The organism is Polaribacter sp. HL-MS24 (genome assembly GCF_032758595.1).
Classification (GTDB): Bacteria; Bacteroidota; Bacteroidia; order Flavobacteriales; family Flavobacteriaceae; genus Polaribacter.
In genome coordinates this window covers 1,572,080-1,597,376 of the sequence record NZ_CP136415.1, presented here as the reverse complement: position 1 = coordinate 1,597,376, position 25,297 = coordinate 1,572,080, and the positions used below count along the sequence as shown (strand labels likewise).

27 protein-coding genes and 1 tRNA gene are annotated in these 25,297 nt (G+C 35.0%); 16 read left to right on the top strand and 12 right to left on the bottom strand.

What is annotated here, in order from left to right:
* Positions 1 to 53: 53 nt before the first annotated feature.
* The 3 genes from rpe to RRF69_RS07485 are packed head-to-tail and all read left to right on the top strand — an operon-like array spanning position 54 to position 3,358.
* Positions 54 to 710 carry a ribulose-phosphate 3-epimerase gene (gene rpe, locus RRF69_RS07495; protein ID WP_316939213.1) on the top strand — a complete coding sequence of 219 codons (657 nt, stop codon included), beginning with the start codon at positions 54 to 56 and terminating at the stop codon, positions 708 to 710.
* Positions 703 to 2,097, top strand: coding sequence for an exonuclease domain-containing protein (locus tag RRF69_RS07490; RefSeq protein ID WP_316939212.1), 1,395 nt, complete (start codon positions 703 to 705; stop codon positions 2,095 to 2,097). Before rpe ends, RRF69_RS07490 begins: the two co-directional genes overlap by 8 nt.
* Entirely contained in the window at positions 2,078 to 3,358 is a 1,281-nt protein-coding gene (locus tag RRF69_RS07485; RefSeq protein ID WP_316939211.1) for an FAD-dependent oxidoreductase, read from the top strand. Before RRF69_RS07490 ends, RRF69_RS07485 begins: the two co-directional genes overlap by 20 nt.
* Positions 3,359 to 3,405: 47 nt before the next feature.
* On the opposite strand, the gene RRF69_RS07480 is transcribed toward RRF69_RS07485, so the two are convergent.
* The gene (locus RRF69_RS07480; protein WP_316939210.1) at positions 3,406 to 3,822 is read right to left on the bottom strand and encodes a CBS domain-containing protein; all 417 of its coding nucleotides are present in this window, start codon (positions 3,820 to 3,822) and stop codon (positions 3,406 to 3,408) included.
* Positions 3,823 to 3,984: 162 nt separating this feature from the next.
* Between RRF69_RS07480 and corA the strand changes: the two genes are divergently transcribed.
* On the top strand, positions 3,985 to 5,037 hold the full coding sequence (gene corA / locus RRF69_RS07475; protein ID WP_316939209.1) for a magnesium/cobalt transporter CorA: 1,053 nt from the start codon (positions 3,985 to 3,987) through the stop codon (positions 5,035 to 5,037).
* Between the two features lie 59 nt (positions 5,038 to 5,096).
* Here the strand turns inward: corA and RRF69_RS07470 are convergent.
* From RRF69_RS07470 to RRF69_RS07460, 3 genes are all read right to left on the bottom strand, one after another.
* Positions 5,097 to 5,170 (bottom strand) — tRNA-Arg (locus RRF69_RS07470).
* A gap of 6 nt (positions 5,171 to 5,176) precedes the next feature.
* A complete protein-coding gene (locus RRF69_RS07465) occupies positions 5,177 to 5,629 on the bottom strand; it encodes a GatB/YqeY domain-containing protein (protein ID WP_316939208.1) in 453 nt (150 codons plus the stop codon).
* A 35-nt stretch (positions 5,630 to 5,664) separates the two neighbouring features.
* Positions 5,665 to 6,120, bottom strand: coding sequence for a retropepsin-like aspartic protease (locus RRF69_RS07460; protein ID WP_316939207.1), 456 nt, complete (start codon positions 6,118 to 6,120; stop codon positions 5,665 to 5,667).
* 47 nt (positions 6,121 to 6,167) lie between these two features.
* Here RRF69_RS07460 and RRF69_RS07455 point away from each other — a divergent pair, with 47 nt between their 5' ends.
* From RRF69_RS07455 to RRF69_RS07430, 6 genes are read left to right on the top strand one after another with little or no spacing between them, the layout of a single operon-like run.
* Positions 6,168 to 6,932, top strand: a complete 765-nt coding sequence (locus RRF69_RS07455; RefSeq protein ID WP_316939206.1) for a TatD family hydrolase — start codon at positions 6,168 to 6,170, stop codon at positions 6,930 to 6,932.
* On the top strand, positions 6,916 to 7,416 hold the full coding sequence (locus tag RRF69_RS07450) for a methylated-DNA--[protein]-cysteine S-methyltransferase (RefSeq protein ID WP_316939205.1): 501 nt from the start codon (positions 6,916 to 6,918) through the stop codon (positions 7,414 to 7,416). The genes RRF69_RS07455 and RRF69_RS07450 overlap by 17 nt, the downstream gene beginning before the upstream one ends.
* A 35-nt stretch (positions 7,417 to 7,451) precedes the next feature.
* Entirely contained in the window at positions 7,452 to 10,331 is a 2,880-nt protein-coding gene (locus RRF69_RS07445; RefSeq protein WP_316939204.1) for a hypothetical protein, read from the top strand.
* Positions 10,294 to 10,827: a hypothetical protein gene (locus RRF69_RS07440; RefSeq protein ID WP_316939203.1), complete on the top strand. Its 534-nt coding sequence runs from the start codon at positions 10,294 to 10,296 to the stop codon at positions 10,825 to 10,827. The genes RRF69_RS07445 and RRF69_RS07440 overlap by 38 nt, the downstream gene beginning before the upstream one ends.
* Before the next feature lie 54 nt (positions 10,828 to 10,881).
* A complete protein-coding gene (locus tag RRF69_RS07435; RefSeq protein ID WP_316939202.1) occupies positions 10,882 to 11,415 on the top strand; it encodes a DUF3575 domain-containing protein in 534 nt (177 codons plus the stop codon).
* Between the two features lie 42 nt (positions 11,416 to 11,457).
* A complete protein-coding gene (locus tag RRF69_RS07430) occupies positions 11,458 to 11,961 on the top strand; it encodes a DUF3575 domain-containing protein (RefSeq protein ID WP_316939201.1) in 504 nt (167 codons plus the stop codon).
* Between the two features lie 68 nt (positions 11,962 to 12,029).
* Here the strand turns inward: RRF69_RS07430 and RRF69_RS07425 are convergent, their stop codons facing one another.
* Positions 12,030 to 13,577 carry a glycine--tRNA ligase gene (locus RRF69_RS07425; RefSeq protein WP_316939200.1) on the bottom strand — a complete coding sequence of 516 codons (1,548 nt, stop codon included), beginning with the start codon at positions 13,575 to 13,577 and terminating at the stop codon, positions 12,030 to 12,032.
* Between the two features lie 146 nt (positions 13,578 to 13,723).
* Between RRF69_RS07425 and RRF69_RS07420 the strand changes: the two genes are divergently transcribed.
* A complete protein-coding gene (locus tag RRF69_RS07420; RefSeq protein WP_316939199.1) occupies positions 13,724 to 14,416 on the top strand; it encodes a ComF family protein in 693 nt (230 codons plus the stop codon).
* 49 nt (positions 14,417 to 14,465) lie between these two features.
* Entirely contained in the window at positions 14,466 to 16,076 is a 1,611-nt protein-coding gene (locus tag RRF69_RS07415; RefSeq protein ID WP_316939198.1) for an Ig-like domain-containing protein, read from the top strand.
* Here RRF69_RS07415 and RRF69_RS07410 read toward each other — a convergent pair.
* Entirely contained in the window at positions 16,073 to 17,221 is a 1,149-nt protein-coding gene (locus RRF69_RS07410) for a cystathionine gamma-synthase (protein ID WP_316939197.1), read from the bottom strand. The two genes, RRF69_RS07415 and RRF69_RS07410, sit on opposite strands and share 4 nt — an antisense overlap.
* Positions 17,222 to 17,302: 81 nt before the next feature.
* Complete coding sequence (locus RRF69_RS07405) at positions 17,303 to 17,758, bottom strand: DinB family protein (protein WP_316939196.1); 456 nt, start codon at positions 17,756 to 17,758, stop codon at positions 17,303 to 17,305.
* Positions 17,759 to 17,800: 42 nt separating this feature from the next.
* Between RRF69_RS07405 and RRF69_RS07400 the strand changes: the two genes are divergently transcribed.
* Complete coding sequence (locus RRF69_RS07400; protein ID WP_316939195.1) at positions 17,801 to 18,148, top strand: arsenate reductase family protein; 348 nt, start codon at positions 17,801 to 17,803, stop codon at positions 18,146 to 18,148.
* Here RRF69_RS07400 and RRF69_RS07395 read toward each other — a convergent pair.
* The 3 genes from RRF69_RS07395 to RRF69_RS07385 are packed head-to-tail and all read right to left on the bottom strand — an operon-like array spanning position 18,145 to position 20,938.
* Entirely contained in the window at positions 18,145 to 19,146 is a 1,002-nt protein-coding gene (locus RRF69_RS07395; RefSeq protein WP_316939194.1) for a DUF3089 domain-containing protein, read from the bottom strand. The genes RRF69_RS07400 and RRF69_RS07395 overlap by 4 nt on opposite strands.
* Positions 19,147 to 19,150: 4 nt before the next feature.
* The gene (locus tag RRF69_RS07390) at positions 19,151 to 20,131 is read right to left on the bottom strand and encodes a glycosyltransferase family 4 protein (RefSeq protein ID WP_316939193.1); all 981 of its coding nucleotides are present in this window, start codon (positions 20,129 to 20,131) and stop codon (positions 19,151 to 19,153) included.
* A gap of 12 nt (positions 20,132 to 20,143) precedes the next feature.
* On the bottom strand, positions 20,144 to 20,938 hold the full coding sequence (locus tag RRF69_RS07385) for a hypothetical protein (RefSeq protein ID WP_316939192.1): 795 nt from the start codon (positions 20,936 to 20,938) through the stop codon (positions 20,144 to 20,146).
* A 100-nt stretch (positions 20,939 to 21,038) separates the two neighbouring features.
* Here RRF69_RS07385 and RRF69_RS07380 point away from each other — a divergent pair, with 100 nt between their 5' ends.
* The 3 genes from RRF69_RS07380 to mscL are packed head-to-tail and all read left to right on the top strand — an operon-like array spanning position 21,039 to position 23,216.
* Positions 21,039 to 21,650: a thymidine kinase gene (locus RRF69_RS07380; RefSeq protein WP_316939191.1), complete on the top strand. Its 612-nt coding sequence runs from the start codon at positions 21,039 to 21,041 to the stop codon at positions 21,648 to 21,650.
* A gap of 5 nt (positions 21,651 to 21,655) precedes the next feature.
* Positions 21,656 to 22,756, top strand: a complete 1,101-nt coding sequence (gene alr, locus RRF69_RS07375; protein ID WP_316939190.1) for an alanine racemase — start codon at positions 21,656 to 21,658, stop codon at positions 22,754 to 22,756.
* A 46-nt stretch (positions 22,757 to 22,802) separates the two neighbouring features.
* Positions 22,803 to 23,216, top strand: a complete 414-nt coding sequence (gene mscL, locus RRF69_RS07370) for a large conductance mechanosensitive channel protein MscL (RefSeq protein WP_316939189.1) — start codon at positions 22,803 to 22,805, stop codon at positions 23,214 to 23,216.
* Between the two features lie 80 nt (positions 23,217 to 23,296).
* On the opposite strand, the gene RRF69_RS07365 is transcribed toward mscL, so the two are convergent.
* Complete coding sequence (locus RRF69_RS07365; RefSeq protein ID WP_316939188.1) at positions 23,297 to 24,130, bottom strand: universal stress protein; 834 nt, start codon at positions 24,128 to 24,130, stop codon at positions 23,297 to 23,299.
* Between the two features lie 95 nt (positions 24,131 to 24,225).
* Positions 24,226 to 25,218 (bottom strand): glycoside hydrolase family 113, encoded by a 993-nt coding sequence (locus tag RRF69_RS07360; protein WP_316939187.1) that lies wholly within the window; start codon positions 25,216 to 25,218, stop codon positions 24,226 to 24,228.
* Positions 25,219 to 25,297: the final 79 nt, after the last annotated feature.

The window sequence follows — 25,297 nt, the reverse complement described above, 5'->3', positions numbered from 1 at the left end:
TAAACTTTAACGATTTAATTATCTTTGTAAAAATAACCATCCAATACCAACCCATGAGTAATTTAATTGCACCTTCAATTTTAGCGGCAGATTTTGCCAATTTACAACGAGATATCGAAATGGTAAACAATAGTGAAGCAGATTGGTTTCATATTGATATTATGGACGGTGTCTTCGTTCCAAATATTTCTTTTGGAATGCCTGTTTTAAAAGCCATCTCAAAGCACGCTACCAAAACGATAGATGTGCATTTAATGATCGTAAATCCCGATCAATACATAGAAACCTTTGCTCAATTAGGAGCAAATATCTTAACGGTACACTACGAAGCGTGTACCCATCTACACAGAACCATTCAGGCAATCAAAGCTGCAGGAATGAAAGCTGGAGTCGCATTGAATCCTCACACACCCATCGCTGTTTTAGAAGACACAATCGCAGATCTGGACTTGGTATGTATCATGAGTGTAAATCCTGGTTTTGGTGGTCAATCATTCATTGAGAACACCTACAAAAAAGTAGCACAATTAAAGCATTTGATAGAATTTTCAAAATCTGATTGTCAGATAGAAATTGACGGTGGAGTTACCAATAAAAATGCAAACGCATTGATCGAAGCTGGTGCCGATGTGCTAGTTGCTGGAAGCTATGTCTTTGGTGCAGAAAACCCTACAGAAACGATTGCAGACTTAAAAAATATTATTGGATAAATTATACGCTGTTGTAGACATAGAAACCACAGGAAATGGGCACAAAGGTCAGAAAATAACTGAAATCTCCATTTTTATTTTTGATGGTACAAAAGTCCTTGATGAGTTTACAACACTCGTCAATCCGGAAGCACCTATTCCTGCTTTTATTACAAATCTTACAGGAATAACCCAGGCCATGGTTCGGAATCAACCAAAATTTTATGAGATTGCAAAAAAAGTTGCAGAAATCACCAAGGACACTATTTTTGTTGCCCATAATGTCAACTTCGATTACAATATCATTCAGGCTGAATTCAAAACCTTGGGCTTTGATTTTAAACTTCCAAAATTATGTACCGTTCGTTTGTCTCGAAAAATTATTCCAGGACTAAACTCCTATAGTTTAGGAAATATTTGTGCCGATGAAGGAATTCCTATTTCCGCAAGACACCGAGCAAGAGGAGATGTAGAAGCAACAGTTGAATTATTTCGCCGATTAATCCAAAGGGATGACCAATTTATTATCAATTCTTTTTTAAACCCAAAATCGAGACAGGCAACCCTTCCCCCTCTTTTAGACAAATCGGTAGTAGATCATCTCTCGGAGAAACACGGAGTATATTATTTTAAGAATACCAACAAAGAAATCATTTATATCGGGAAAGCAAACAATATTAAGCAGCGAGTGATCAGTCATTTTTATGACAAAAAAAAGAAAGAACTTTCGATGTGCATGGAAATAGCGGACATTTCCTTTACAGAAACTGGCAGCGAATTATTGGCACTCTTGCACGAATCTTCTGAAATAAAACAATATTACCCAAAATACAATAGAGCACAAAGAAGAGCTGGAGAGGCTGTTGGGCTTTTTTCATACGAAGACCAAAAAGGAATCATCCATTTAGCATATAACAGGCTAAAATTAGCACCCAACCCTATCAATAAATATTATACCATTACAGAATGTCGAAATCATTTAGAGCGGTTGTGTAAAGAATTTGAATTGTGCCCAAAATATTGTCATTTACAAACCAATGTTTCAAGCTGTTTTCAATATCAACTAAAAGATTGTAGAGGAATTTGTTGTGATCAAGAATCTATAGAAGATTATAACCTTCGGGTAAAAAAAGCCATTCAATCTGTAGGAATTGGTGCACAAAATCTAGTAATTTCACAAAATGGCAGAACAGAAAATGAAGTAGGATTTGCCTTAATTTTAAATGGTATTTACCAAGGATTTGGATACCTAGATAAAAATCAGGCGGAAGGATTGACACAACCTGAAGACTACCAGTTTTTTGTAAAGCCCCAAAAAGACAACAAAGATGTTCAACGAATAATTGCTGGGTATCTAAAGAAACAAAAGAAGCTAAAAGAACCATTAGATGAAGAAATCGGCATATAACATACACATTATTGGTGCGGGGATTAGCGGATTAATCGCTGCTAAGGTTTTGGAGGACCATGGGTACACACCGACTATTATTGAAGCTTCAGGAACTGTTGGAGGTCGTGTAAAATCGGAGATCGTTAATGGTTATACTTTAGATCACGGATTTCAAGTACTACTCACCTCCTATCCAGCTGCCCAAAAATATTTAGATTTTGAAGAGCTAGAAATTCAAGAACTCTTACCCGGAGCAGCCATTTTTAAAAAGGGTAAATCACAAACAGTTGGAGATCCTTTACGTAAATTATCTTTGCTATTTCCAACATTGCGTTCTTCCATCGGTACTTTCACTGATAAAATAAAAATCTTACGTCTCAATCGACGACTTCAAAAAAAATCCATTCAAGAAATTTTTAAAACCTCAGAAAAATCGACTTTACAGTATCTTCAAGATCTTGGGTTTTCAAATGAAATTATCAGCGATTTTTTCACTCCTTTTTTCAGCGGTATTTTCTTAGAACCAAGTCTGGAAACTTCAAGTAGAATGTTTGAGTTTGTCTACAAAATGTTTGGAGATGGACTTGCTGTGCTACCAAAATCGGGAATGCAAGCAATCTCAAATCAGTTAAAAAATAACTTATCCCATACCAAATTTCGTTTCAATACCCCTGTAAAATCAATAAAAAACAAAATGCTTCTTTTTCAGGACGGTTCAGAAATTAAAAGTGATTTTACAATTATAGCTACCGATGCAAGTCCGTTGATTGCCAACCTAAAAAATCAGGAAACGAGTTGGAAATCCTGTGATACGTTGTACTTTGAAACTGCTAACAAAATAATAGAGCGACCAATTATTGGTCTGATTGCCGATTCGAATGCCTTAATCAACAATCTCTTTTACCATACCTCAGTAACAACAGCCACAAAAGGAGCACAGGAATTACTGTCTGTAACCGTCGTAAAGCAGCATGATCTGAACGAAGCTGAATTGATTGAAAAAGTGATCCAAGAATTGGAGGTATTTTGCGGAATTTTAAACCCGAAATTCATCAAGCGTTTTCAAATACACAAAGCTTTACCAAAACTCGACAACCTTCTGTACGAGATCTCAAGTACAGAAACCAAACTCACTGCCTCTCTATTTTTAGCAGGAGACCAGCTCTTGAATGGCTCACTAAATGCGGCAATGATTTCTGGTGAAAGAGCAGCCATGGGTGTTCTGGGAACACTTCATGATGGGTATATTATGGACGAGTTAACTTCTGAACCTTCATAAATAGAGGCTCGAAAGCCTCTATTTATATTTACTACTATCTATAGCAACTAATACTGTGCGATAAGATATTTGATCAAATCAGTTGTGGTTACAATCCCAACCAACTCATTGTCTTCTACCACTGGTAATGCGTGAAAAGATTTTTTCGCCAACAGTTCTGCTACTTCTTTGATGGTAGCATACGGAGGCACCATGAACACGTTTTTTGCCATCACTTGGGGAATGGTAAACAAATCATAGACAAAGGCATCTATACTTTTTTCGTCATCGGAAACATCTGCAAAACTAATTCGAAGAATGTCTGAATAACTCAACATTCCAATTATTTCTTTATTATTAACTACAGGAATGTGTTTGATCTTATGTTTTTTAAATAATTTTTCGGCAGCCTCTAAGGTATCAGTACTATTCAAGGTAACTAAATCTGTAGACATTATTTCCGAAACTGGAGTTCTTTTTTTCATTGTGTTGGTTTTAAGTTCTCCTTCAAATTTCTGAAATATAAAACTTTAAAAAGATGACTTTTATCAGTTTTAAGTGAAATTCAAATTTTTTCAAAGACCCCTAAAAATAATAGTTCGCCTATTTCAAAAAACTCCTTACATTGCCCGAAATTGACCTAAACAATGAAAAACCATAATCCTAAAAATAAGATTGGTTTGGCTCCAGGCACCATGGTGTACACAGGAGACAAACAGAATACCAATACTTTTATTGAAGTTTTTGACTATACCAAAAAAGCCTTTACAGAAGAAAAATTTACTACCATTGAAGAGTGCTTTAAGTTCAAAGAAACCAAATCTGTCACTTGGATTAACATAGATGGACTGAACAATATTGATGCTATCAAAAAAATTGGGGACCACTATAATCTGCATCCTCTTATTTTGGAAGACATTGTTCAAACACAGCAAAGACCTAAAATAGAGGAATATGAAGACGCGCTTTTTGTCGTCTTTAAAATGCTCTATTATGAGAACAATCAACTAATGGTTGAACACATTAGTTTGGTCTTAGGAGATACGTATGTTCTCTCTTTTCAGGAGGCAGATGGAGATGTATTTGGTCCTATCAGAGATCGAATTCGATTTGACAAAGGAATTATTCGAAGCCATGGACCCGATTATTTACTCTATACATTAATGGATTCAGTGATTGATCATTATTTTTTAATCATTGAAACCCTAGGTGAAAAAATTGAGCATATTGAAGAACGTCTTTTTAGCCAATCCAATGACAATACCGTCCTTGACATTCTAAATTTAAAAAAAGAAGCCTTAAAAATAAGGCGCTCTATTTTTCCACTTCGTGAAGTAGTGAGCAAGTTGGAAAAAGCAGAAACCGACTTGGTTCAGGATACAATGAAAAATTATTTTAGAGACTTGTATGACCATACTATTCAGGTAATTGAAACCATCGAGATCTATAGAGAAATGCTTTGGGGCTTAATGGATATGCACATGACCAACATTAGCAACAAGATGAATGAGGTGATGAAAGTACTAACCATTGTGGCTACTATTTTTATCCCCTTAACCTTTATTGCGGGAATCTACGGAATGAATTTTGAAAATATGCCCGAATTAAAATCTGACTATGGCTATCCTATTTTTTGGAGTGTAATCATCACCTTATTCTCCTTGATGTTCTATTACTTTAAAAGAAAAAAGTGGTTGTAAAATCCTAAATTTGAAAAAAATAAAAAGTCTGCACAGATTGCAGACTTTTTATTCTAAAGTGACCCCGGTAGGATTCAAACCTACAACCGCTGGAGCCGAAATCCAGTGCGCTATTCAATTGCGCCACGAGGCCGAGTAGTTAATTTGCTAGATGTTTTTTGACCAACATCGAAATAATTTTTCCATCAGCTTGTCCTGCCAATTCTTTAGAGACAATGCCCATTACCTTTCCCATATCTTTCATTCCTGCAGCGCCCACTTGGGTAATTGCTGCTTTCACTGCTACTTCAATTTTTTCTTCAGACAAGGCTTCAGGTAAAAACTGTTCTAAAACGGCTATCTCTTTCAATTCTGGCTCTGCCAAATCTTGTCTTCCTTGCTCTATAAATATGGCTGCACTATCCTTTCGTTGTTTCACTTGTTTTTGGATAATTTTCATCTCCTGCTCTTCCGTCAAATCTTCTGCTGCACCCGTTTCTGTTCTTGCCAATAAAAATGCAGATTTAACAGCTCTAAGGGCTTGCAAAGCTATTGTGTTTTTTGCTTTCATAGCCACTTTCATTTCGTCCATTATTTGTTTCTGCAAACTCATAGTTCTTTTATTTTATTCGCTCAAAGATACAAAACTCAATTTCTTTTTTTTACTTTTTTTAAGTACAAAATATTTTTATTATAATCGATAATGCCTTTGCCTTTGCCTAAAATATCTGCTCCAATAATCCCGTGAACCTCTTTGGCATCATGTTCTGTTAGGGCTTTGTTTACATGAACTAAATTGAACAAGACCAAATGGCATTTTTCAGTTTGCCAATCACCAACTTGTAAGTGATTCTTTTTTGATTGTAGGGTTTCCATGTTAGTGGCACCCGCTCCGGAGGCTTTAGTTTCGCTTTCTTCAGTATCAAGTTGAAATAGCGCAATACTATCCAAACCGACACACGAATTGGAAGCACCTGTATCTAAAATAAATCGTCCTTCTACTCCATTTATCGACGCGATGAGTTCCAAATGATTGGTCACCATTCTCGTTAGTGGAATATTTGTGTAGTTCTTTTTCTTAAGTATCTTTTTTAAGCTTGCCATTTACTGTATTTTTACGCTAAATTAAGCATTACAAAAATACATTTTTAATGATTACAGATACCCACACGCATTTATATTCAGAACAATTTGACGAAGATCGAATAGAAATGGTGAAACGCGCCATGAATGTTGGGGTTGGTCGTTTTTTTATTCCTGCGATCGACAGCAGCTATACGCAAAGAATGTTAGATTTGGAACAGCAATTCCCCAAAGAAGTCTTTTTAATGATGGGACTACACCCAACCTCTGTAAAAGAAAATTATAAAGAAGAATTGGCATTGGTGCATGAGTGGATTGAGAAACGAAATTTTGTTGGGATTGGAGAAATTGGAATTGATTTGTATTGGGATAAAAAATTTTTAGTTCAGCAAAAAGAAGCCTTTAAAACTCAAATTCAATGGGCAAAAGAAAAAAAACTTCCTATTGTGATTCATTGTAGGGAAGCCTTTTCCGAAATTTTTGAAGTTCTTGAAACCGAAAAGGGAGCCGATTTATTCGGAATTTTTCACTGTTTTTCAGGGACTTTAGAGCAGGCAAAAAAAGCAATCTCTTACAATATGAAGTTGGGAATTGGAGGTGTTACTACTTTTAAAAATGGAAAAATTAATACTTTTTTAAACGAAATTGACCTCAAACACCTTGTTTTAGAGACGGACGCTCCATACTTAGCCCCAGTCCCCTACAGAGGAAAAAGAAATGAGAGCAGCTATATTACGGCAGTCATTGACAAATTAGTCAACATATATGGAGTCTCTTTTCAAGAAATTGCAGCCATTACGACTCAAAACTCAAAAGATGTTTTTGGAATCTAAAACTGCATATTTCAACACCCCAATAGGGACTGCAAAAATTGTTGGAAATAAAAACGGCATTCAGTCAATCATAGTTTTAGATACTTCTGTGGAGACCACAAAAGAAGTTCCTTTGTGTTTGCAAGCTTGCGTGGCTCAGCTTCAAGAATATTTTAACGGGAGAAGAACCCATTTTGACCTAACGGTCAATCCAAAAGGGACTCCTTTTCAAATCAAAGTATGGAAATCATTACTCAAAATACCTTACGGAAAGACAAAAAGCTATTTGGAACAAAGTAAAGCCTTTGGAGATATAAAAGCAGTTCGAGCCATCGCTGCTGCTAACGGTAAAAACCCACTATGGATTGTGATTCCTTGTCATCGTGTTGTGGGTTCTGACGGATCTTTAACGGGTTATGCTGGTGGGATTTGGCGTAAAAAATGGCTTTTGAATCACGAAAATCCAACAAAGCAACAAAGCCTTTTTGAAGATTTTTCATACTAAAATAGCGTTGTATGCGTTGAATACATCATCCCAATATGTATAAAAAACTACTTCTACTAATACTACTTTTACTTGGATTTTCCATCCAATCACAGATTGTATCCAAAGATTTTAGACGTACAAAATTCAACATTCTAACCGACAGTATACAAATAGACTCTGTAGCTATCAACTCACAGAAATTTAGGGTTTTAGATGCAAAACAACATATAATCGACCCACAAGAATATCAAATCAATTTTTTAAAAGCTCTTTTAATCATTGATTCGAAAATACATTCTGAAATTACAGTAGAATATTTTCGATTTCCAGAATTTATCACCAAAGTCTACACACCGTTCGATAAGAATCGAATTGTTCCAAACAATACCAACACGGGGAAACTCTATAGTTTTACGACCAATAAAAAAGCGAGCATTACACCTCTTTTTAATGGTTTGGAAACCAAAGGGTTCCTTACCAGAGGAATTACCTCAGGAAACAATCAAAATGCAGTTACCAACTCTGCCTTAGATTTAGAGATCTCCGGTAAAATTTCGAATTCAGTAAGTGTTCGTGCCAATATTTTCGACACCAATATCCCTTTACAAGAAAATGGATACTCTCAAAATATCACAGATTTTGATAGAATTTTCATTGAACTATACAGTAAAAATTGGCGAGTTAAAGCTGGAGATATTAGTTTGCAAAACAACGAAAGTTATTTCATGACCTTTTCAAAACAAATCGCAGGACTAGAAATAGAAGCACAAGTAAATGAGAACTTAAAAATTGGTGCTTCTGGAGCTGTAGTTAGAGGAAAGTTCAACACGTTTACTTTGGTCGGAAATGAAGGTAACCAAGGACCTTATAAAATATTAGGACCAAATAATGAACCTGCCTTTGTAATGATTGCTAACAGCGAAAGTGTTTATGTGAATGGCGTGAAAATAGAAGCTGGCGAAAACAAAGAGTATACAATTGATTATAACCTTTCCGAAATCACTTTTAATACCACTTTTCCTATTACGAATGACATGCGAATTTGGGTTGAATTTCAATATTCAGATAGAAATTACACTCGTTTTGTGACCTATGAACAAGCCAAGTATACCAGCGAAAAACTTAATATTAGCGGTTACTTTTACAGTGAAAATGATGCGAAAAATCAACCTTTACAACAAGTATTGTCAGAAAATCAAAAGGAAATATTGGCAAATGCAGGAAACAATACAGACTTAATGGTTTCTGAAAGTGCTTTCCTCGACGAATATTCTGAAAACAAAGTATTGTACAAAAAATCGATCCGCGGTGCCATAGAATTTTTTGAATATTCTACCAACCCGATAGAAGATTTGTACACCGTACGATTTACCAATGTGGGGAGCAACAAAGGAGATTATATCTTATCTAGAACCGTAAGCTCTGGCAATATTTATGAATATGTAGGAATCAATTTAGGGGACTACAATCCCATTATAAAACTCGTAGCTCCATCCAAAGTACAGGTTTTTGTAGTGAAATCAGACTATAACCCTAACAAAAAAACTACAATTCAATCGGAAATTGCCTTGAGTAACAACGATGCAAATTTATTTTCTACCATAGATGACACTGAAAATAAGGCCATCGCAGCCAAAATTGGTTGGCAACAAATTCTAATAGATAAAAAATGGCAATTAAAAAGCACTATTAATCACGAGTACGTTCAACAAAACTTTAATACAGAACAAGGATGGGAACCTGTAGAATTCAATAGGGATTGGAATCTTTTGACCAATAATGCAACAAAAAACTACTTTCAGTCAAATTTTACTTTGCAAAACAAAAAAAAAGATTTTGTGTTTTACCAATACAACAATCTGAGCTATGACAATTCATTCAAGGGAAACAAGCATGAGATACAATCGAAAATTCGGCTCCATCAAACAAGCTTTTCTGCAGATGCAAGTCTATTAAAAAACAGTTCTTCTGAAGAAAACAACTCCTTTTTAAGAGCTAAAGCAACCGTAGAACATCAATTCTCAAAAAGTTGGGCAGGAGCATATACACAGCTAGAAAAAAACAGTAGAAAAGACAACAATCAAGAATACATCAATACCAGTCATCAGTTTAAAGAATATGAGACCTATTTTGGAATTGGAGATACCGCGACAGTATTTTCGAAATTTGGGTACAACTACAGAAATAACGACAGTATCAAATTGAACCAATTTACAGAAATCAACCATCGAAAAACCTTCTATTTCAACTCAAAACTTATTGCAAACAAAAATACCCAATTGTCTGTCTATGCCAATTATCGAATGACAAAGAATGCCTTTCGTCAAAATGAGAAATCACTCAGCTCAAAAGTGATGTATCAACAAAAACTTCTAGTAGATTTTGTCAATTTCAATATTGCCTATGAAACTTCTTCAGGAAACATCGCACGACAAGATTACATCTACGTAAAAACAGAGATTGGACAGGGGTTTTATACCTGGATTGATTATAATTCTGATGGAGTCCAAGATTTTGACGAATTTGAAATTGCACAATTTCAAGACCAAGCATCCTATTTGAGAATTCCTTTACCCAACTTGCGTTTTATTGCCACACAAAGTGCCAAATGGAAGCAATCGATTGGAATCAACTTCAACAAATGGAGTGGCAAAGATGGATTTCAAAAGATCCTGTCTCATTTGAGCAATCAAATATTTTTGACCGTAAACAATGAACAAGAACGGGTTGGCACCTCGTTTAATTTCAATCCCTTCGATTTTAACGAAGATAAATTACTTGGACTCAACTACAGTTTTAGAAACCAACTGTATTTGAATCGAAATTTACAAAACTATAGCGCTACACTTACAATTGGGAATTCTAAAAACAAGCAACAATTTTTTATTGGAAGCCATGGAAAACAACAATCATCTAACACAAATAGATTTTAGTCATAAATTTTCAAATTTCTGGTTGATAGAACTGATGGGGAAACAAGGAGTTCATGAGCTGCTTACTGAAAACTTCAATAACAGAAATTTCAAAATTCGTTCCAAAGAGTTACACCCAAAAATTTCATTCTTATATCATAAAGACCATCGTTTTTCTACATTCTACCACTTTAAAAATAAGGAAAATACATCCCAAAATTTTGAAACCTTGCAACAACATAAATTTGGCATTGACTATTTTTATAGTAGTGAAAAGAAAAATCAAATCTCTGCTAATGGAACGGTTTTTCTTAATAATTATAACGGAAACCAACAAAGTCCGGTTGCCTATCAAATGCTGGAAGGATTGCAAGCGGGAAGGAATTATACATGGAACCTTCTTTTGAACCATAAAATCAATACAATTCTGAATCTAAGTGTTAGTTATTTAGGTAGAAAAAGTGAAGATTCTAAAACAATTCATACAGGAAGTGTCCAGTTAAAAGCTATTTTTTGAGTTTTTTTTGGTATACTTGTTGCACTTAATAAAATAACATAAATTTAAAACACTATGAAGAAAATCACTGTAATGCTATGCCTATTGATCAGTGGACTTGCATTTTCACAAGAAAAAACAATAGAGGAAGCGCCTAAATTTCCTCAAGATGTAAACAAAAAGCACGAACTTAAAATTAATGCGTTGACTTTATTAGTTGCAAAGTGGATAGATTTTTCTTACGAAAGACTTATAGACCAAGAGTCTTCTTTTGGAATTTCAACAACCTTAAACACCGATTCAGATATTTCAGATTTAAAATTTGCTTTAACACCCTATTACCGACGCTATTTTTCTGGACATTTTGCAAGAGGATTTTTTGTTGAAGGTTTTGGAATGTTATTCTCTGCAAAAGACACTGGGATTTTTCAGATTAACCATCATAAATACGAGACTGGATTTGGTCTTGGTGTTTCTGTAGGTGGCAAATTTGTTTCAAAACAAGGATTTACAACAGAAGTTTTGTTGGGTGTTGGTAGAAATTTCATCAAAAATGATTATAATGATATAATTGGACGTATGGGTATTTCTGTGGGCTACAGATTTTAATCATTCTATTAAATTCAGTAGATTTGTAGAAAATAAAAGGAAATGAAAAAAATATTGTCAATTTTAACCTTTCTAGTTGCAACTCATGCAGCTGCTCAACAAGAAGTAAAGTTAAATATCGGAAATGCACTCGTAATAAAAACCATCGATATTTCTTACGAATATTACCTCAGTGGAGATTCTTCGGTAGGAATTTCTGGTTTGTACAATTTTGAAAAAAAATCATCTGACTTCAGATACAATGAGGAAAGTATGTTTACCCCTTATTTTAGGCATTATTTTACTGCAGATAAAACTTGGAATCTCTTTGGAGAAGCTTTTTTTGGATACAGTACTGGGTATACCAAAATAAAATCCATTGACGAAACAGGTACTATTTATGAAAAATATTCTGACGGTGCTTTAGGAATTGCTGTTGGATCTAAATACACTTCTGAAGGTGGTCTGGTCGTAGACATCTTTGGAGGAATTGGACGAAATTTATTCAGTGCAAACTCACCGATTATTGTACCTCGTTTGGGTGTCAATTTAGGTTGGAGATTTTAACGCAACAAAAACGCATAAAAAAAACCTCACTAAATTTTAGTGAGGTTTTTTTTATCAGTCAATTTCCTTTAGAATTCCATTTTTTTTAACCAGCCTTTTACGGCAACAGCAGCTTCAATGATATCTTTTGCTTCAGAAATTTTCACTCTTTTTTGCTCCATCGTATCTCGAAATCGAATCGTTACAGAGTTGTCTTCTAGGGTCTGATGATCTACTGTAATACAAAAGGGAGTCCCTGCTGCATCTTGTCTCCGATAGCGTTTCCCTACAGCATCTTTTTCATCATAAAAAACATTGAAATCCCATTTAAAGTCGTCCATAATTGCACGGGCAACTTCTGGCAAACCATCTTTTTTAACCAACGGAAAAATAGCTGCTTTGAAGGGAGCTAAAATTGCGGGTAATTTTAAAACCGTACGGGACGTTCCGTTGTCTAATGCTTCTTCTTGTAACGAATTTGAAAAAACAGCTAAAAACATTCTATCTAAACCAATAGAGGTTTCTACAACATAAGGAGTGTAACTTTTATTTTCTTCATGATCGAAATATTGCAATTTCTTTCCAGAATATTCTTCGTGAGCTTTTAAATCAAAATCGGTACGCGAATGAATCCCTTCCAATTCTTTGAATCCAAAAGGAAACTTGAATTCAATATCTGCTGCTGCATCTGCATAATGCGCTAATTTTTCATGGTCATGAAAACGGTAGTTCTCTGCACCCATTCCTAGAGAAAGGTGCCATTTCAAACGCGTTTCTTTCCACTGCTCATACCATTCCTTTTGAGTACCTGGTTTTACAAAAAACTGCATTTCCATTTGCTCAAACTCACGCATTCTAAAAATGAATTGTCTTGCAACAATTTCATTTCGAAAAGCTTTTCCGGTTTGTGCTATTCCAAAAGGGATTTTCATTCTCCCCGTTTTTTGAACATTTAGAAAGTTTACAAAAATTCCCTGTGCAGTTTCTGGACGTAAATACAAATCCATTGCAGTCTCTGCAGAAGCTCCCAACTTAGTTCCAAACATTAAATTGAATTGTTTGACATCGGTCCAATTTTTTGATCCCGTTAGTGGATCAGCAATTTCCAACTCTTCAATCAATGCTTTTACATCGGCTAAATCTTCACTTTCCAACGATTTACCCATTCTAGCAAGAATGCTCTTGATTTTTTCTTGATACCCGACAACTCTTCCATTAGTAGTAACAAATTCCTCTTTATCAAAGGCATCTCCAAAGCGTTTTGCTGCCTTGTCTACTTCCTTCTCTATTTTCGCTTCAATTTTAGCACAATATTCTTCAATAAGAACATCTGCTCTGTAGCGCTTTTTAGAATCTTTATTGTCAATCAATGGATCGTTAAACGCATCAACATGACCTGAGGCTTTCCAAGTTGTTGGGTGCATTAAAATTGAGGCGTCGATTCCTACAATATTTTCATGCATCTGCACCATGGCTTTCCACCAATAATCTCGTATATTTTTCTTAAGCTCAACTCCATTTTGAGCGTAGTCGTACACTGCGCTTAAACCGTCATATATTTCACTAGATTGAAATACATATCCGTATTCTTTTGCATGCGAGAGTACTTTCTTAAATTGATCTTCTTGTTTTGCCATAATGAGGGCAAAGATAAACGTTTGATTAAGTTTTTCAAGAAAAATAAATGGAAGTTTTTTTTCCAAAAAACCAATATACAAGTCGAGGACGAATTCGTTTAAAACTCCCTCAATAAAAGTTTTTTAGTATATTTCCTTAAAAAAAGATGCAGTTCTTGAAAAACCTCATCAACCTCTTTTATCCCAATACCTGTGCAATATGCGAACTTCCACTCCTGCAAAATGAAGCCATCGCTTGTACTCTTTGCCGTCACGATTTACCAGTGATTTACTCTAAGGACGCCTGCAATAACCCGATTGTTGAAAAATTTTACGGAAGAATTTCCATCGAAGAGGCAAATACCCTTTTAAGGTTTACCAAAGAAGGAAAAACAAAAAAACTCATTCACGAACTAAAGTATAGGGGAAATGAACAGATTGGCGAATTTCTGGGGGATTGGTTGGGAGTACTTATCCTAGAAAACAAGCATTTCTCAGAGATTGATTGCATTGTTCCAGTTCCACTTCACTCGAAAAGATTGAAAGAAAGAGGTTACAATCAACTTACTAAATTTGGCAAAAGACTCAGTTTTCATTTACAAATCCCTTTAAAAGAAAACTTCCTTGTAAAAATCAGTGCGAACAAAACCCAAACCTTTAAAAATCGATATGAACGATTTAAAAATGTCGATACACGTTTTTCTATCACCCATACTAAAGTTTTTGAAAACCAACATATTTTATTAATCGACGATGTAATCACTACTGGAGCAACTCTAGAAGCATGCTGCAAAGAATTACTAAAAACGCAAAAGATAAAAATTAGTATTTTAACCCTTTCGTGCTCAGCACAAGTTTAACAGTAAAAACTAAAAAATAAATTGTTTATTTGTAACAAAATAATTCCTCTTGAAAAATTCGATTTCATATACACTTTTCGTCATATTTACAGCCCTTTTGATCAACTGTGCAAGAACCAGTAGACCTGACGGAGGTCCCAAAGATGAATTAGCACCATTAATGGTGACTGCCTCACCTCCTTATGAAAATCTGTTTTTTGACAAAAAAAAGATCAAATTATCTTTTAACGAGTTTATCAAATTGAAAGATTTGAACAAACAGTTAGTGATCTCTCCTCCAATGAAATACCCCCCCATTATTTCTCCACAAGGATATGCCAGTAAATTCATCGAAATAAAAATTCTAGACACCTTATCTAAAAATACCACCTATATTTTTAACTTTGGAAACGCCATTGAAGATAACAATGAAAGCAATCCTTTAGAACGTTTTAAATATGTTTTTTCAACTGGAAGTTATATTGATTCTCTTGAATCTAAAGGAACAATTAAGGATGTGCTATTAAACAAGCCCAACAGCGATTTTAATGTACTACTCTATCGCATCGATAGTGCTTATACAGATTCGATTGTGTATCGTGAAAAACCAAATTACGTTACCACAACTACAGACTCTATCCATTTTAATTTTTCTAATGTTCAAAAAGGGCGCTACATATTAGTGGCACTAAAGGAGTCGGTCAATGATTATCTTTTTGATCCACAGATGGATGAAATTGGCTTTTATCCTGACACTATTCAACTTCCAAAAGACAGTATTCTTCAAGACCCAATATGGGTTTTCAAAGAAAACCTTGAATTTAAATTTGGTAGAGCAAAAGAACTCAAAAAAGGACAACTAATTTTTCCGTTTCGTGGTAAACACCAAGACATCCAAATTGAAGTACTTTCTGAGGTTCCCCCACACTTTCAAAGTATTTCAAAATTTGAAAAAGAAAAGGATACTCTAAACTACTGGTTTACACCTTTTGAGGCAGACTCTTTAAATTTCATCATCTCCAATGAAAATCTTAAAGATACCGTTACAGTAAAACTTCGAAAGAATCAATTAGACACTTTGAGTATCACTGGAGCAACCAAAGGATTGATGCATTTTAGAGACACCTTCTTTTTGAGAACCAACAATCCCCTTGTTCAAATCGATACAACAAAAATTTCGATAATCGACAAAGACACGCTTGCAGTCAACTTCAAAAGTATTCTGAATACTAAGGAAAATAAATTGGCACTTGTTTTTGAAAAAAAACCTGTCCAAACCTACAATATTTCCTTTTTACCAGAAGCTTTCTCTGATATTTATGATTTCAAAAATGATTCCTTGAAGTATCGTGTAAAAACCATCGAAATTGAAGATTATGGAAGAATAACTTTAACGGTTAACAATCCAGCTTCTAAAAACTACATTATCGAATTGTTGAATTCCAAATTAGAATTAGTACAGCGAGACTTTACAACAAACTCTACTACTATTGTATACGACCTCCTAGAACCTATGGAATATATCATTCGAGCAATTGAAGACCGCAATAAAAATAATGTCTGGGATACCGGAAATTATCTTAAAAGGAGATTGCCTGAAAAAATTATTTATTTTAAGGATGAAGATTTAACGCTACGTCCCAACTATTATTTAAACCCTGTATTTCGATTGAACGATTAAGCATTTAAAGCCTGCTCCAAATCTTGCAAAAGATCTTCAATATCTTCAATTCCAACACTCAGTCGAATGAGGGAATCTGTAACCCCAATTTTCAACCGTTCTACTTCCGGAATCGAGGCATGAGCCATAGTTGCTGGATGATTTACCATACTTTCAACACCGCCCAAGGATTCTGCCAATGTAAATAGATGGGTATTTTCTAAAAAGCGAAAAGTAGCTTCTTGGGTATCCTCTTTTAAATGAAAAGAAACCACCCCTCCAAAATCTTTCATTTGCTTTTTGGCAATCTCATGACTAGGATGATTTTCAAAACCTGGATAATAGACCCTTCCAACTTTTGGATGATTTTTCAAAAAATTGGCAACATCTCTCCCATTTTCACAGTGGCGTTGCATCCGAATATGCAAGGTTTTAATCCCTCTTAGTGCTAAAAAAGAATCCATTGGACCCGCTATAGCTCCCGCTGCAAACTGTATAAAATGAATCTCTTCTGCCAATTGAGCATCTTTAACAATCAAAGCCCCCATAATAATATCAGAATGCCCACCGAGATACTTCGTTGCTGAATGCATTACGATATCAGCACCCAAAGTTAAAGGTTGCTGCAAATAGGGTGTTGCAAAGGTATTGTCTACAGCTACTAAAATCGATGAATTGCGTTCTTTTACAGCTGTTGAAATTGCTTGAATATCTGCAATTTTCATTATTGGGTTGGTGGGAGTTTCCAACCAAACTAATTTTGTTCTTTCGCTAATTGCATTGGTAATACTCTCTGTATCGCTGATGTCTACAAAGGTAAAAATAAGACCGTATTTCTTAAAGAGCTTTGTAAATAATCTATAAGTACCTCCATACAGATCGTCCCCAGTAATGATTTCATCTCCTGGATGCAACAGTCTCAATACACAGTCAATCGCAGACAATCCAGAGGAAAAAGCAAATCCATGAGTTCCGCTTTCAATGGCAGCAAAACTATCTTCCAAGGCAGTTCTTGTCGGATTTCCTCCTCTAGAATAAGAATACCCTTTGTGATCTCCAGGACTGGATTGTGCGTACGTGGAACTCAAAAAAACAGGAGGAATGACAGCTCCTGACGATTTTTCTGGCTGTTGACCTCCGTGTATTGTTTTGGTATTGAATTTCATTTTTTAAAGCTATGGTATGATTCAGGTTCTGAAAATCGAGATAAAACTTTCAAAAAGATTTTATAAAAAAATCGCTTGTTTTTAGAGAAACTTCTTAATTGACCTAATAATTCCATAGTGAATTCCCTCGTGGAAATTATTAAAAGCCAAGGCAATTTCTATAGAGTCCAATACAATCCCTGTACTAGTTGGATAAGTGTGGTAGGTTTCAAAAATACCTGCTTCAAAATCTTCTTCTAAGGTATCTGGCAAACCGATTAAAAGGTCTTTCACCTCCTCAAATTCTTCTTCTGTAAACGGTTTTTTAGGGGCAGTTCCTTTGGTATAGCCCTCAATAAGATCGTCTGGGCACAAGCAATTCAGTCCCGACAATTTGTAGTGTAACAATTGTTGTGTAACGACTAAATGTGCAACGTTCCACGCAATATTGTTTTTAAATCCTGCTGGAATTGCATGAATTTGATCTAATGTCAACCCGTCCAACTCTTTTAAAAGCAAGGCGCGTGATTTCTTTAAAACATCGAATTGTAATTTCATTTTTATGCTTAATTTTGAACGGTAAATATAACACTATAAATAATGAGGAAAGTCTATTTTTTACAAACTTGTGATACCTGCAGACGTATTTTAAAAGAAGTAAACACTGCCAATTTTGAACAACAAGAAATTAAAACAACTCCTGTGACATTATCACAATTGGAAACGATGCACCACCTTTCTGGAAGTTATGAAGCACTATTTAACAAACGTGCAAAGTTGTATGCATCAATGGATTTGAAAAATAAATCACTTTCTGAAGCTGATTTCAAAAAGCACCTTTTAGAGGAATACACTTTTTTAAAACGACCTGTTTTTATAGTTGACAATGAAATTTTTATTGGAAATAGCAAAAAAGTAATCACCGAATTAAAATCGAAAATCAATTAATATTCTTCTAAAAAAGTCTTCGTTCTTAGGGCTACATTCTCACGAATGTCTTGCCAAAAAAGATTGAGGTCTCCCACATGGTAATTTTTCATAAAAGACATAAAAAAACGCATTGGAAATTTAGGATTTGTCGACCAAATTAACCCATCAGTTACTTCAATTTTCAAGGCTTTTGAATAGACTTTTTTGTTTGAATACAAAAAGCCTTTGTGCTGATTGAGCACTGTTGTTTTTGCAGCATCCCATGTAATAGGATTCGTGGTCACACTTCCTTTATAAAAATTTTTATTCTTCGGATAATAGCCCTTCCTAAAAGTATTCCAACCTACATAGCCTCCAACCTCGTTGGGCGATGTCATCGGTTTTAAACTCTGGTATTGATCAGATTTAATAACCGTACCTACTACATAAGCTGCAATCAATTGATTTTGCAAAGGCTTGTTGTCAAAAAAATCTCGTAATAAAAATTTGGTGTGCGTAGAACCCTGACTGTGACTTGCGAGAATTATGGGTCTGCCATTATTGAATTTTTTTAAATAGGTTTCAAAAGCTTTTTTCACATCCGAATAGGCAAGTAAAAGTGCCTGCTTCCCTCCTTCGTCTAACCTTTGATACGAGCGTAAATGCGCTTGCCGATAATAGGGAACGTATAGCTGGGCAACATTTGTAAAAGCTGATGCTTGAAACAACACGGCTTTTTGTAAAACTTTCTTTTGTTGAATACCATCATCAATGGGGACATTCCAACGAAGGTCTTCATCGGCAGTATTTAACGTGGGGTATACATAAAAAACGTCTACTTTTAAGCCCGTAATGTCTTCGGCAGAAAATGCTTTTAAATCGTCAGAATAAGTATGAGGCAACACAGCCCAGTTTTGTGCTTCCTCATAATTTGGTGCAGCTGGTGTATTTGAGGATTGAAATTTTTGAATTTGATAAGTCGATTTACAACCTGCTAAAAAACAAACAGAAATCAGTAAAAAAGCGACGTTCTTCATTATTTTATTTTTGATATAGTTGCATTAACTGTGCAGCTTCTTTTTGTGCACTCCAATTTTTAACAATCTCTTCTCTGGCTTGTATCCCTACTAAAGGAATTTTTTCTTCAAGCAATTGGGCTAACAATTGCTCCAATTCTTTGCTGTTTCCAGCTTCAAAAAGATAACCGTTTTTGGAATGACTGATCAAAGAAGAGTGTACACCAACATTTTCGGTTGCAACTACAGTACAACCACAAGACATTCCTTCCGCGGTAACCAAAGAGAATCCTTCAGAAAAACTAGGTGCAATTACAATTTTTGCTGCTTGATAATACGTTATAATTTCTGGTGTTTCTTTTCTAAAATATACTTGGTTTTGGATCGCATGGTTTTTTGCAATGCGCTTCAATTCCTCTAAAAAATCAGGCTTATCTACTTTTCCAACAATTACCAATGCCCATTGGGGATAATTTTTCAAAACTTTTGCAGCCTCTAACAACACTTTTTGTCCTTTAGCCTCTCGGACTCTTCCCACACAAATAATAAGGTTTTGCTGTGATATCGTATGAAGAGAACGCTCTGGTTTTGGCACAAATGCATCAACTAAGACCCCATGCCCAACAACCGTATTTTCAAATCCTAAGTTTTCACTCATACTCTGAACCAGTGTAATTACAGTATCTGCTTTTCGAAGCAGGAATAAGGTAAATTTGGACGGAGGACTTTCTGCATGACGCGTCGCGAGAAGTTTAAATTTTGCTCCCAAAATACGAAAGAATAACAGTCTAAGAATCTCATTGTTTCGATGACAATGCACCACAACTTTTCTTTTAGAAAACAATAGTGAAGCGAGTTTCAAGACGCCAATTTTGGGTGCATTGACCGTATTCCCATAGACATACGATTCATAAGTTGTCGCAAAATACGAAAATACATTCTCGATACTTCTAGTGACTCCTGTTCTTCGTTTGTGGAAATGAGTATGGATTAAAATTGGTTTCAAGGAGATGCTGTTTTAGAGAAATTTTCTTTGAATAATCTCCATAAAACGAACTTCAAATTCTTCCTGTTCTTCCCAGTGATAATCGGGTTTCACCATTTTATTAATGAATTTTCTGGCTTCTTTTTCTGTTTTAAAGGAATTTAATTGAGATACAACTCTATTAAAATCTTCTTGACTACCATTGAACAAATTCTTTACAAAGGCTATTCGATCATTTAATCCTATTTGAATATTGTTCGTAAGAGTATCATTTAAGGATTTAGAAGGCACTGATTCAAATAAATTAGCCATCATGTCTACTGGAAAAGTATCTTTCAATTCTTCTTCCAAAGTAATACTATTACTTTCTTCAGTATCTTCTATAGAGTCTTCAGCTTGCTCCTCAGAAGAAAATAAAACAGCTTCTAAGTCGTCAAAAGGTTGTTCTAAAATCGGTACTTCTTCTATTTGGGAAGCAGTATCTTTCTTCAAGATTGCATCATTTCCTAAAACTTCTTGTTCGATAATTGCTGCTTCAGGAATTTCATCTTCTTTAGCATTTAATTGATGTTTGATTATTAAATCATCTTCTACAGCTTCTTGTATCGCCTTATTTTCAAAGGCTTTTTCCACTTTAGAAATCAATTCCTCTTTGGTAGCATCTAAATTAGGAGTCGTGTTTACATAGTTCTCGACAAACGCCAACATTGAAAGTGTGCTTGAGATTAGGTTCGCTTTTTCGGCGAGTGCAAAGACATCCTCTCTATTTTTCATTTGTAAAATGTCATGTGCCAGACTTACTAATTCGGCTTCTAATCTTTTGTGCATAAGTTGTATCTTGAATTTATTTTTTCCTAGGAAATATCCTTAAATTTGTTATTTATCAAAATAACGTAAAATTAAAAAACTAAAAGCCTAAAATTACAAAATGTTTCTTGAAAATACAGTAAATCATACAGAACAATTTGGTTGGATAGAAGTAATTTGCGGGTCTATGTTTTCTGGTAAGACGGAAGAGTTAATCCGAAGGTTGAAACGTGCTCAATTTGCGAAACAACGTATCGAAATTTTCAAACCTGCTGTAGACACTCGTTATGACAAAGAGGAAGTGGTCTCTCACGATGACAGCCGAATTCGTTCCACGCCCGTTCCAGTTGCATCAAACATTCGTTTGCTTGCCAATGATGTAGATGTGGTAGGGATTGATGAAGCTCAGTTTTTTGACAATGAAATTGTTGCAGTTTGTAATGATTTAGCAAATCGAGGAATTCGTGTGATTGTTGCTGGTTTGGACATGGATTTTAAAGGAAATCCTTTTGGCCCTATGCCTGCATTGATGGCAACTGCTGAATATGTAACCAAAGTTCACGCTGTTTGCACACACACAGGGAATCCAGCTCATTATAGCTTCCGAAAAGCACAGAATGACACTATCGTAATGTTGGGAGAAACAGAAGAATATGAGCCTTTAAGTAGAGCTGCCTACTACAAAGCAATCCAAAAACAACAAAAAGAAACTACGGATTCTAAAGACGTTTAGCAAAAATGAACCACCATGTCACTGTTTTAGAAATAGACGGAAAAGCGCTTGAACATAACCTTGAGTATTTCAAACAAAAACTACATCAAGAAACCAAAATCTTAGCTGTTGTAAAAGCATTTGGCTATGGAAGTGACGGAGTACAAATTGCGAAATTTTTAGAAAAAAAAGTAGCCTACTTTGCAGTAGCCTATACACATGAGGGAGTCGCACTGCGTGAAGCTGGAATTCAAACTCCCATCTTGGTCTTGCATCCTCAGATCCCCAATTTAGAACTCATGCTGTCGTATTGCTTAGAGCCCAACCTTTATCATTTTAAAATCGCAAATGCCTTTTTAAAAATTGCAAAAGAAAACTCATTATCGGACTATCCTATCCATTTAAAATTCAATACAGGACTCAATAGATTAGGGTTTTCTGAGTCTGACATTCCTGAAGTTTTAGCTTTTTTTAAAAACACGAAACAACTCAAAATTCAGTCTCTTTTCTCTCATTTGGCGGTTAGTGAAGATCTCGAAGAACAAAAATTTACAGAAAATCAAATTGGTCTTTTTACACATATTGTAGAAGAATTTAAAAAGCATTTAGACTACACACCTATTTTTCACCTATTAAATACTTCAGGGGTTCTCAACTATCCCAGAGCTCAGTTTGATATGGTGCGAATTGGAATTGGATTGTACGGTTTTGGAAATGATCCTATCGAAACAAAGCAACTTAAAAACACACATAATTTAAAATCCATTATTTCTCAAATTCACAGTATTGAACTAGGACAAACAGTAGGATATAACAGAGCTTTTGTAGCCAAAAAGAAAACACTCGTTGCTACCATCCCCATTGGGCATGCAGACGGAATTTCTAGAAAACTAGGAAACCAGAAAGGAAATGTATTGATTCAAAATCAGAAAGCAAAAATTATTGGAAATGTTTGTATGGACATGATCATGGTGGATGTCACTAAAATTGAGTGTACCGAAGGGGATGAAGTAACTGTATTTAACAGTCAACAAATGATCCAAGAAATTGCTGACATTGCAACAACCATTCCGTATGAAACTTTAACTGGAATTTCTCAAAGGGTTCATAAAATTTTTAAACAATAAATATTATTTTATATATTGCCATACGTTTATCAATTTAAAAAAGAATATGTTTACTGAATTTAAAAAATTTATTACGGGAGGAAATGTTATCGAATTTGCTGTTGCCTTCATCATGGCAGGTGCCATAGGAGCAGTAGCAAAAGGATTTGTAACCCATATAGTGATGCCATTTGTTGGAATTTTTACTGGAGGCATTAGTTTTGCAGACAAAAAACAAATTTTATCAGAGGCTGTAATTGACCCTTCTGGAAAGATCATCACGCCAGAAAATGCAATTCTTTACGGAGCTTGGCTAGATAGTATTATGAATTTGATCATTGTTGGTTTTGTGGTGTTCGTCATGGTAAAAACCTACAATAAAACCAAGAAAAAAGAAGAAGTGGTTCCTCCAGCACCCAAAAAACCTACCCAAGAGGAATTGTTGACCGAAATTAGAGATCTATTGGCTAAAAAATTCTAAAGAAGCCATAGTTCTTTAAAAAATAATAGAATTAAAATAATGGGGATATAAAATCCGTGTGTTATCTTTAAAGGAGCTGTTCAGATTTTAAAGGTAATGATTGGTAAGGTGGAATGATTTGTAACATCCTCTGCAATACTTCCCCCAAAAATATGAGCCAATCCTTTTCTACCATGGGTAATTACAGCAATTAAATCGGCACCAATTACATTTGAAAAATTCAAAATTCCTTTTTCAACTGTTCGATCACAAACAAAATTTACGTTGACAAGCCGATCGACATTCCCTTCTGCTTTTAACAAAAAGATATTTGCCATTGCATCCATTTCTGCAGTTGATTTAAACTCTTCTGTAGGCAAATTCACATATAGAATATGTAATCTAGCATTTAATAAATCTAATGTTTGTAATGCTTTTTGAAATGTTGGAATACTTTTTTCAGAAAAATCCGAGGCTAGAACAACATCAGAAAAATCCAAGTTCATTACTTCATTTTTCACAATTAGAACGGGTAAATTCGAGTACCGAACAACTTTTTCTGTATTCGAACCTATAAAAAATTCTTTCAACCCACTTACCCCATGAGAGCCCATGACAATTAGGTCAGCCTTGACCTCTTCTGCGATGGCATTAATTTCGCTAAATACCTTATAATGTTTGATTATTGGAACCACTTTCAACCCCTGTAAATACTCTTTATTCAAAAAATCTTTAAACTTTTTTTCTGCCATTTTTAAGAAAAAAACTGCTTTTTCATGCTGATAACTTGAACTTTCAGAAAGTGAAATTTCTTGAAGATCCAGCATGTGCAGAGCATAAACAGTCCCCTTGCTTTTCTTCGCAAATAATGCTGCTGTTTTTAAAGCATATTCAGAATGTTTGGAAAAATCTATCGGTACAATAATCTTTTTCATGAGAGTGTTTTTAAACGTTTCTCAAATTTAAAATTCTTTTTTTTCTTATTTTAAAACATTTGTCATGTTTTGAAATTTTATGTTTTATCTAAGAATTATTGTTTGTAGGTTTTCTTAATCACATCTTCTGCAGGCTTGTTTTGAGGTGTGAATCTATTGTTATTCTCAGCACCTGCAGCATCATTGACATGAAACCACTTCCAAATAAAACCACCAGCAAACCAATCTTCATTCCAGAATTGATTGTACACTGCCTGTAAGCCATTTGATTGTGCTTCAAAATTAACCGCCCCTTCTACTCGTCTCGAGTCCCATGGCTTTTTCCCATTATAATTAACACTTCGATACCCAAACTCTGTAAATAAGACCGGCTTCTTCACTCTTTGCTGAAGCTCTAAAATGTCTTTTTTGTGAGGTTCCCATCCCTTCTCAAAATCCAAAATACTTGGAGATTTCTCATCACTTAATGGAAAGTAGGCATCGATTCCAATATAATCCAATTCACTCCAAAAAGACACCTCTAAATACTCATTCCAATTGGCGGCATAGGTCAATTTTCCTTTGTAAATCCTTCGAATATCTTTAATTAATCTTTTCCAATAGACAGGTCTAGTTAGCACAAATTGTTCTAATTCTGTTCCAATACATAAAATTTCCGCTCCCATATCCTGAGCTGTTTTGGCATAGGTAAGTATAAAATCGCTGTAAGAATTCTCAAAAAATGTCCACTGTTCTTCAGAATCCATGTTGATGTCTCCTGTAAAAACTCCTCTCCAAACCCAAATCTGAGGTTTTACCATGATCCCTACTTTTTCTTCTTGAAATTTTTCAGCATATTGCAGCAATCCCTTTTGGGTCTCACCAAACCATTGTCGGTGAGTATTGAACAGGACTATTGGTGAATTCAACTCTTGGAGAAAACCAAAGGGCATTAATGCTACATAATTGCTATGCACATTTAAAACAGGCTGAACATGCTCACTCGTTATTGAATCTTTAGAGGCAACAAAACTAACACCATTGATTTTTTGGTGTTGAGAATTGCACGAAAAACATATGACGAGAAAAAGAAGTTGAAATTGTTTCATATCCTTTCAAAAATAGACTATTTAATTGGAAGAGATTTTCTGAAGATAAAGACATGACAATCTGAACTCGTTTCGGATT